Source organism: Nonomuraea sp. NPDC049784 (assembly GCF_040659615.1).
Lineage (GTDB): Bacteria > Actinomycetota > Actinomycetes > Streptosporangiales > Streptosporangiaceae > Nonomuraea.
This window is the reverse complement of record NZ_JBFAMX010000410.1, coordinates 1-9,238: the sequence shown is the minus strand read 5'-3', so window position 1 is coordinate 9,238 and position 9,238 is coordinate 1. Positions and strand designations below refer to the sequence as shown.

7 protein-coding genes and 1 pseudogene are annotated in these 9,238 nt (G+C 72.5%); 1 reads left to right on the top strand and 7 read right to left on the bottom strand.

The window, feature by feature from the left end; all coding sequences use genetic code 11:
• From AB0J09_RS45405 to AB0J09_RS45375, 7 genes are all read right to left on the bottom strand, one after another.
• Positions 1-537 (bottom strand): Clp protease N-terminal domain-containing protein (locus tag AB0J09_RS45405; protein ID WP_360705769.1); only part of this gene is annotated, 537 nt, incomplete at its 3' end.
• A gap of 104 nt (positions 538-641) precedes the next feature.
• Positions 642-878, bottom strand: a complete 237-nt coding sequence (locus AB0J09_RS45400) for a hypothetical protein (RefSeq protein WP_360705767.1) — start codon at positions 876-878, stop codon at positions 642-644.
• A gap of 33 nt (positions 879-911) precedes the next feature.
• Positions 912-1,856 carry a winged helix DNA-binding domain-containing protein gene (locus AB0J09_RS45395; protein ID WP_360705765.1) on the bottom strand — a complete coding sequence of 315 codons (945 nt, stop codon included), beginning with the start codon at positions 1,854-1,856 and terminating at the stop codon, positions 912-914.
• 8 nt (positions 1,857-1,864) lie between these two features.
• A complete protein-coding gene (locus tag AB0J09_RS45390; RefSeq protein ID WP_360705762.1) occupies positions 1,865-4,000 on the bottom strand; it encodes a DUF3488 and transglutaminase-like domain-containing protein in 2,136 nt (711 codons plus the stop codon).
• Positions 3,997-5,106 carry a DUF58 domain-containing protein gene (locus AB0J09_RS45385; protein WP_360705759.1) on the bottom strand — a complete coding sequence of 370 codons (1,110 nt, stop codon included), beginning with the start codon at positions 5,104-5,106 and terminating at the stop codon, positions 3,997-3,999. The genes AB0J09_RS45390 and AB0J09_RS45385 overlap by 4 nt, the downstream gene beginning before the upstream one ends.
• Positions 5,107-6,183, bottom strand: coding sequence for a MoxR family ATPase (locus tag AB0J09_RS45380; protein ID WP_360705756.1), 1,077 nt, complete (start codon positions 6,181-6,183; stop codon positions 5,107-5,109). It lies immediately after the preceding gene.
• Positions 6,184-6,196: 13 nt separating this feature from the next.
• On the bottom strand, positions 6,197-8,320 hold the full coding sequence (locus tag AB0J09_RS45375) for a hypothetical protein (RefSeq protein WP_360705753.1): 2,124 nt from the start codon (positions 8,318-8,320) through the stop codon (positions 6,197-6,199).
• 163 nt (positions 8,321-8,483) lie between these two features.
• On the opposite strand from AB0J09_RS45375, the pseudogene AB0J09_RS45370 reads away from it, so the two are divergent.
• Positions 8,484-9,238, top strand: a pseudogene (locus AB0J09_RS45370) (hypothetical protein); the annotation flags it as partial.

The following is a 9,238-nucleotide window of genomic DNA, read 5'->3' as shown; positions in this document are numbered from 1 at the left end:
CTGGCCGGCGGTCCCGTCCGGCTCGGCGACCAGGCCCAGCAGGAGGTGCTCGCACCCGACGTAGTTGTGGCCCAGCGAGGTGGCCTCGGTGACGGCGAACTCGAGCGCGTTGGCCGCAGTCCCGCTGAAGCTCCGCGGCCCGTCCGCCTCCGTGTCCGTCGCGGGCTGGTGGCGGTGGGCGAGGTCGCGTTTGACCTGTTCGGGCTCGATGTCCATGGCGTGCAGGACGCGCAGCCCCAGGTTGCCGCCCTCGGTCAGCATGCCGCCGAGCAGGTGCTCGGTCCCGACGCTCGCGGCCCCCTCCGCTCGGGCCTGGTCGGCGGCGAGCTTGAGCACGGTACGCGTTCTCGCCGTCAGGTGGGTCAGCGCCCCCGTCGGCTCCTCCAGGTCGAGATCGGCCAGGACGGTCTCCCTGATGGCGGTCACCCGGCGCACCGCCTGCTCGAGTGCTCGCTGGCAGACCGCCGACACCGGCACGCCGGCCTGCTTGACGGCCTCCGCCAGCTCATCCGGCAGATACACGTTGATCTTTGGCATACCCCTACTGTAACCCCAGAGGGGTTACACAGCAATGGGCTAATCGGGGAAGCCTGCCAGGGCGCCCGAGACCGACACGCGGGGGTCGGCGGCGCCGGGCACGATCACGGTGAGAAGCCCGCGGCGGGAGGGGACAGCACGGTCACCACCTCGGCGGTACGCAGGTAGCCGGTCGAGATCAGCCCGGGACGCACGCCCATCCCGGACCCGGGGAACTGCAGGAGCGTCACCCGCCAGTCCCCGTCCCCGAGCACCACCGCGCCCTCGCTCCGGGAGACCGGCGTCGCGATCGTCTCCCCCGTCATGTGCGGCCTTCCGACGTTCCAGTGGTCGTCTCTCATCACCCGATACGCCGGATCGCTTTCACACCGCCGTCATTCCAGGAAGCGGCGCACGTCGGCGATCTCCGCGTCGAGCAGATCACCGGGAAGCTCGTCGAACGGCTGGACGCTCACCTGTGCGCCCTTCCGCCCCCACACGCCCCTGATCACGCCGCCCACCAGCACGACGGGCCGCAGGATGCCTCCGCCCGGGAACACCGTCCTCGCGTGCTCGGCCGCCAGGATCGGGTCACGGCTGCGCCAGCCCATCAGGTATTCGTCGAAGGCGGGCGCCAGGCGTACCACCGGCTCCTGCTCCGGGGGCGGCGGGCCGGCGGCGCTCAGGCTCCAGGCGGTGCGGGCCTCGCCCAGCGGCAGGCCCGACCAGGCGGCCAGGTCCTCGGGCTCGGCGGGGTGGTGGGCGCGGCGGTAACGCGTGGCCAGCTCCTTGAGCGCGCGGTCGCGGTCGGGCTCGGGGGTGATCGGAGCGCCCAGCCAGTCGGCGGTGTGCACGTACGTGGGCTTGCCCGCGCGGGGCGGGCCCAGCACGGCCTGGCCGTGGTGCGCGGCCAGCGCCACCAGGTGCACGACGCCCTGGCCGCGGGCGCGGCCCGCCAGGCGCTCCTCCAGCTGGGCCTTGGTGAGCGGGCCCTGGCCCTCGAGGGCGCGGCCGATGAGCCCGAGCAGGTCGTCGCCGGTGACGCCCTCCTCGCGGAGGCGGCGCAGGGTGTTCGTGGCGCGCCGGGTGAGGGCGTGCAGCCAGGGCAGGTCGTCGGCGTGGACGAAGTGGAGCGTGCCGCGCGGGCCCCAGGTCCTGACGATCTCGCGTTCTTGCCAGGCGGTCTCGACGTCCTGCCTGGTGAGGGTGGCGGAGCGGGCGCGGAAGGCGAGCAGGGCGGCGGGGACGTCCTGGGCCTGCATCGCCCCCAGCCGCCTGACGATCTCGCCTGGCGCCAGGCCCGGCGGGCGGTGCAGGAGCTGGGCCTCGACGCTTCTCATGCCGGGCATCATCGCAGGAGGAGGCGGTTGCGGATGCGGGCGGTCAGAGGGGTCCTGGCGCGTACGGCCCTGCGGATGGCGTCGCTGCGCTGCCAGGCCGCGGTGGCGGCGTCCTCGGTGACGGTGTCGGGGGCGTATCTGACGTAGTTTGAAATTTCCGCCAACGGCCTGACGTGTGCTGATATTTCATCTGACTGCCGGGCGACGACGTCCGCGGCCGTCAGGGCGTACCGGCCCTTCAGGCCCAGGTCGTCGCACGTCTGCCGCCACGCGCCGAGCACCCGCTGCTCGGGCTCCTGGGCCCGCCGGCGCTTCCGCCTGCGCCACCACGGCAGGGCCGCCACCACGCCCGCGTACGCCACCAGCAGCGCCCCGCCCGCCACCGACGCGACCACCCACATCGCCGGCCCGCTCTCGGGCTCCTCGCCGTTGCCGGTGGTCTGGGGCTGTGACGTCTTGGGCCGGTCGCCCCCACCCTGAGTGAACTCGCTCTCCAGCTCCTCGCTCTCCTCGATGGCCGACGACACGACGTCGTGGTCGTCCTTGGCGCCGCTCCGGCCGGGTGTGGGGTAGAACGGCCGCCAGCCCAGCTTGTCGAACTTGATCTCCGCCCACGCCATCACATGGCCCGACTTGACGTGATATATCCCGCCGGACGCTTCCCCTGGCCGGAACCCCACCACCACCCGCGACGGCAGCCCGAGCGTCCTGGCCATGAGCGCGAACGCGGTCGCGAACTGCTCCGACGTCCCCCGATGCGTCGTCTGCAGGAAGAACTCCAGCCCCTTGAGCGAGTGCCCGGGGGGCGCGGTGACGTCGTAGCCGGCGTTGGTGCGCAGGTACTTCTGCAGCCGGTACGCCTGCGTGATCGGCGTGGTCGCGCCCTTGGTGGCCTCCTGGGCTAGCCTGCGGAACAGCCGCTGCTGCGGTCCGGCGGGGAACGCGGTCAGGCTCGGGTCGTTCACGGGCGTGGCCGCGAGCAGCTCCTCCTTGGACGGCTTGGGGACCCGCGAGGTCACCTCGTAGCTCGTCCCCTTGGCGGGCCTCGCGGCCGCCAGCAGCGCCCCGCTCTCGGGGTCCACCATCAGCCCTCGTACGCCGCTGACCTGCTCGGGCCGCTCGGCCGCGGGCAGCCAGGTGCCCGGGAGGCCGTCGAACGTCACCTTCTGGCGCACGACGTCCACCTTGCCCGTCCACTCGCCCTCGGGCACCCTGCCGCCGGTGGGCTGGAAGCGGGCGCCGGAGGTCCATCGGACGCCGTCGTACCGGTCGAGCACGGCCAGCCGCCAGTTGAGCGGTTTGCCGGCCTTGACGGTGAACAGCTCCCTGTCGGGGATCTGCAGCCACGCCGAGACCCGGTCCAGCGGGCTGACGCTGTCGATGCGTACGGGCGGGGGGAGGTCGGCGTCGTCACGGGGGTTGTACGGCCGCGCGGCGATCGGCAGCAGCGGGCCCGCGACCAGCGCCAGCGCGGCCAGCGCGGCGGCGGCCGGCATCCCGGCGAGCAGCCAGATCGGGGGGCGGTCGTCGCGCAGGAGCGCCAGGGCGGCGATGAGCACGAACAGCGCGCCCGCGACCGGCAGGTTCGATCCCTCGCCGTCCACGCCCAGCAGGAGCGCTGTGCCGAAGACGAGGAGGGCGGGGACGGCGGCCGCGATCCTGGTGCGGGTCCTGGCCATGGTCTCGGCGCCGATGGTGGCGGCCGTCCAGATCAGGGTGTGGACGAGGACGAGGAGGTGCGGCTCGGGCTGGGCGGGCAGGAGGGTGGTGAGCAGGGCGTGCCACGAGTTCGCCACGTCGGCGAAGAGGCCGGGCTCGAGGCCCTTGTAGAGGGGGATGGTGCCGGCTAGCCAGAGGAGGAGATCGAGGGCCAGGGCCAGCCACAGGGGGCGTCTGTGTGTGAGTGCGGCGACTATGGCGGGGGCGGTGGCCGCCGGGATGACGGCGATCAGGAGGGCGGCGCCGGGGAAGACGCGATGGAACCCCCAACCGGCCGTTCCCGCGATGGCCGCCACGAGCACCAGCCCGGCCGGCCTCCGCCACAACGCCGTCCCGGCCCGGCCCGCCACCGGCCCACGCACCGGACGACCACGCCGCGACGCCCGGTCGGGCGAGCCCGGCGGGTCCGGGGTGTGGTGGGTCATCGGGACCCCCACGCGAGCGGGAGCGCGTCCAGGGAGGCGATCGGGAGGACCGTGATTCCGGGGACGGCGACCTGGCCGGGGCCGACGTAGACGCAGATCACCCGGTCGAAGCGCCGGCGCACACCGGCCGCGCGCCCGGCTTCCTCGGGGTCGGCTGTGACCAGGACCAGGGAGCCGCCGCCCCGCGCCACGCGCAACGGCTCCGTGACGCTCCCCGCGCCCGCCCCCACCAGGGCCAGGCGGTCCAGCACGCTTTCGGGGTCCTTGGTGTCCGGGACAGGGCCGTCGCCGGTGAGGAGCCGTACCGGGAAACCGGCCCTGGCGGCGGCCAGCGCGACCGAGGCGGCGGCGTCCACGGCCAGCTCCGTGAGGTCGCGCGTGTCCAGGACCACCGTGGTGGTGGGGAGGCTGGCGTCGATGAGCTGGCGGACCATGAGCGTTCCCGTGCGGGCGCTGGACCGCCAGTGGACGTGGCGCAGGTCGTCGCCGACGACGTACTCGCGCAGGGTGTGGAAGGTGACCGTGCCGCTGGGCGCGTTGTCGCTGGTGGGGCCCTCCAGGTGGTGGGCCCTGCCGGACGGGGGGACGGGGAGCGCGACCGTGCGGGGCCGTACCAGGAGGGTGACGGGCGAGCCGTAGGACCTGACGCGGCGTGTGAGCCCGAACGGGTCGGCCCGGATCAGCAGCAGCGGCCCCACCGGGATCTCGCCGCGGACGTCCGTCGGCAGCGGGTACGACACCGTGCGGACGGCGCCCTTCGGCAGCCTGGGCAGGTCCACGGTGTGCTCCGACGCGCCGATCCGGTCCTGGGCGCGTAAGCCTGACAGGCCACGGCGGCCGAGGTTGGAGACGTTCAGCACGGCCACGGCGGCGTCGCCGCGCGGCACCTTCAGCGGCGTGATCTCGCGATGCACCTCGAGCCTCGGTTTGGGGGCGGTCCAGGCGAGCGCGACGGCCAGCGCGAGCAGGCCGCCGGTGGCGAGCACGACGAGCTCGGGGTAGCCGAGCGCGAACCCGGCCGCGTACAGCGCGACGGACCCGGCGAGCGTCCCCCAGCCCAGCGGAGTCAGCACCGCGGAGAGCCGGATCGGTGGCGGAGGCCGCATCTACGCCGCCTGCGGCACCGGCATCCCGGCGAGTATCTCGCCGAGCGCGGCCGCGGCGGTGACCTCGCGCAGTTCGGCCTCGGGGGTGAGGATCAGGCGGTGCGCGAGCACCGGTACGGCCAGTGCCTTGACGTCCTCCGGCACCACGAAGTGCCGCCCGGCGGCGGCCGCCTTGACCCTGGCCGCGCGCAGCAGCGCCAGGCTCCCACGGGGGCTGGCGCCGAGCCGCAGATGCGGGCTGCTACGGGTGGCCGCGCACAGCGCGACGATGTAGTCGTACACCGGGTCGGCCACGTGGATCCGCGAGGCGAAGTCGATCATTCCCGCCACGTCCGACGCCCGCGCGACCACCGGCAGCCGCTCCACCTGCGGCCCCGTCGGCATGCCCTTGAGGACCTCCACCTCGGAGACGTGGTCCGGGTAGCCGACGGAGATCTTCATCAGGAACCGGTCGAGCTGGGCCTCGGGCAGCGGATACGTGCCGTCCATGTCGACCGGGTTCTGCGTGGCCACCACCAGGAACGGCCTGGGCACCGGATGCGGCTCCGCGTCCACCGTGACCCTGCGCTCCTCCATGACCTCGAGCAGCGCGGCCTGGGTCTTCGGCGAGGCGCGGTTGATCTCGTCGGCGAGCACGATGTTCGCGAAGACGGGGCCGTGGTGGAACTCGAACTTCTGGTGCGCCTGGTTGAAGATCGACACGCCGGTGATGTCGCTGGGCAGCAGGTCAGGGGTGAACTGGATGCGCCGCCACTCGGCGTCCACGCTGGCCGCGACGGACCGGGCGAGCGTGGTCTTGCCGGTGCCCGGTACGTCCTCGATGAGCAGGTGCCCCTCGGCGAACAGGCAGATCAGCGCCAGCTCGATCGCCTCGTGCTTGCCGCGGATGATGCGCTCGATGTTGCCGGCGAGCAGCTGAAAGCGCTGAGCGAACTGCCCGGCCAGCTGCGCGCTCTGCTGCGGCTGCTGGTAGGCCTGCTCGACCTGCTGCTGTTGTTGCTGGTACGGCTGCTCGAACTGCTGCTGGTACGGCTGCGCGGTCTGCTCGAACTGGTCCTGGTAGTTGTACTGGGTCAACTGAGTCCCCTTCTCAGTCGGTGCACTCGAAGAGCGGCGCCTCGGGGAATCCCCCGTCCGGAGTCGCCACCAGCGTGTCGTTCAGGTAGCCGTTGCCGTATTGGCTCTCGATCCGGTTCCAGATGTCGCTGGACCTGCCGGTGGACGTGTCGGTGTAGTTCTCGCCCTTGACCTGGCAGATCACCGTCAGGGTGATGTACACCTTCTGCGGGATTCTTCCGGCTTCTCCGGCCTTGGAGGGGCCCGGGCGGATGATCGTGGTCGTGTCCTCGTTGCTGGCGTTCTTGTATTGCTGCCGCGGATACGCCAGGTCCACCTCGGCCGTGGCGACGTCCGGGCTCTCCCCCGCCGCGTTCTTGGCCTTCAGCTTGAACGAGTACTTCTGGTTGTTCTTCAGCCCGTCCACGGTGAACGTCGTGCCCTTGATGCCGCTGTTGGCCGCGGCGCCGGTCAGCTCGTAGGTGACGCCCTCGTCGGCGTTCGCGGGGGCGTTCCAGCTCAGCTCGGCGCCCCGGTTCCTGGGCTTGGCCGCGAAGCCGGCCGGCGAGCCGGGCGCCACGCAGGGCTTGGCCCCGGCGCTGGGCTCCGACTCGACCTCGCCCCCCGGCCAGTGCGCGACCACCACGAACGTGTACTCGTTCGCGCAGTCCCCGCCCGTGAACTCGAACTGGAACGGCCCGTCCGCGTCCACCGACTGCGGCACGGACCTGCCGCCGCCGGACGTGGTCTTCAGCGTGTAGCGCTCGACCTTGCCGCCGGTGGACGGGCTGAAGCTCACCGTCACCTTGCCGGGCCCGGACCTGGCGGTCACGGCGCCAGGCGCGGACGGCGCGCTTGCCGAGGGCGTCGGCGATCTGGTGGGCTCGCGCGACGGGGTGGGGGTCGGCGTCGCCTCGCGGGTCGGCTCGGCCTCGCGCGTCCGCGTGGGGATCGGCTCCGTGCGCGTCGGAACGGGGTCGGGCCGGGTGTCGGTCTTCGAGGGGTCCGGGCGCGGCGTCTGCTTGGGCTTGGGCGTGCTGGTCGGCCCCGGTACGTCGGAGTCGCCCTTGTCGATGTCGTGCTTGCGGCCCTCGGGGTCGATGACGACGGCCTTGTCGCCGTTCTCGTCGTTGGCCCACAGGAGGCCGTCCTTGACGAACACGTCGACCGGGCCGGGCCCCTCGGCCACCTGGAGAGTGGTGGGCCGGCCGCCGGCCGCGCTGTCCCAGACGATCAGCGAGCCGCGGCCCTGGTCGGGCACGTACACCTTGGAGCCGAGCATCTGTGGCACCCCGAGCTTGGCGGGGTCGTCCGCCTCGAACTTGGTGCTGAGCACCGAGTTGGACGCGGTGTCGATCACCACGAGCAGCCCCGAGGCGCCCGGCGTCAATATCGGGACCATGGAGCCTTCGGTCGTGGCGGGGGTGAGCGCGCCGCCCTTGGCGGCCTGGGCCATGGCCTTGGGCAGCGTGACCTCGCCGACGCCGCCGTCCGCGCCGATGATCGTGGCGGTGGCCGCCCGGCTGTTGACCACGACCGGCAGGCCGCCGGCGATCGTGACCGCCAGCTCCTCCCCCGGCTCGCCGACCTTGACCGGGCTCGCCGCCACGCCCTTGGACACCGGTACGACCTCGCCCTTCGCGGTCACGGGGACCCACAGGCGGCCGCCGCCGTCGATGCGGGCCGCGCCGAGCGGTCCCGGCAGGGTGATCGGGGCGCCGACGGAGTTGAGCGTCGCCGGGTCGATCTGCTGGATCTTGCCGGATGCCGGGTCCACGGCGTACCCGGCCGTGCCGGAGACCGCCAGCTGCAGCCCGGCCGCGCCGAAGTCGCGGGTCTGGGAGACCGTGAGCTGGCTGGGCTCGATGCGGCTGACGTAGCCGGTGCGGTCGTCGACGAGCAGCACGTTCCCGCCGTCCTGGACGACGCGCAGCTGCCTGCCCGCCTTGTCGTCGAGATAGCCGTCGACCTCGCCGGACAGGCCGTTGACGTGCACGATCTTGCCTTTGGCCGTGGTCCAGAGCCAGGCGCCCACGTCGGCCAGCTTGGGGTTCGCGCTGGACACGCCCACGCCGAACCACGCCGCCGCGCCCACCAGGATCGTGGCCACCGCACCGGCGATCACGGCGGTGGCTCGATCACCCCGGAGCATGCGCACCCGTAACTCACCCCGTATGTACGATTACACAGCGTTTGCCCCCGTATTATCGGGCATCACACTAGCGTTCAGTGGTCCCTTGTGCGTTCGTACTCGCTGGTAGGGCTGTTGAGGTTGTTGTGGCGTGCCGAGACTGTCGGTGCGAAGCCGTACCTTAGTCCCCGTGTCCGAACAGCCCCTGACCCTCGACGCCGTCCTCACCGACGAGGCGGTCCTGTCGACCTATCGCCGCATGTTCGCCGCGCTGGCGCGCGACAGCGGCGCGGTGGTCGACGACCCTGCCCTGGTCGACATCGCCGAGACGCTGTTCTCGGCGTTCGCCGAGGCGGGCGAGGAGTGGCTGACGCACGACCAGATGCGTTTCGCGTGCCGGGCATATCCGGCCGACCAGTTCGACAACCGGCTGCGGGTGCTCAAGGGGCTGGGGGCCGTCCGCGAGGTGTTCCCCAAGCCCAACCAGCTGCGTTACCGGGCCTCGTTCACCAGTGTCGTCGGGCTGATGTTCATCAGGCGGATGATGTCCGACGGCGGCCAGTCGGAGATGCACCGGCTGCTGGCGCTCGAAGACCTCAACGTCGCCGATCCGCGCACGACGATGGAGGAGGCCAGGCAGAGCGCGGTCAACCTGGCGCGGGCGTTCCGGCTCTGGGCGCTGGAGCTGATCACGCTCAGCACGGGCACGATCGAGGAGCTGCGCGAGCAGGCGCCCAAGCTGTGGGGCACCGAGGAGATCGCCCGCCGCGCCCAGGGGCTGCACGGCACCATCCTGACGCGATGGCCTGAGCTCGACCGCGTCTGCACCGACCTGCGGGCGGCGATCTACGCCTACAGCGACGCCTCGCGCCGCGCCGCCGGCCGCCTGGCCGACTCGGCGGGCACCACGCGCAATCTGACGCTGCTGCCCACGGAGACGTGGCG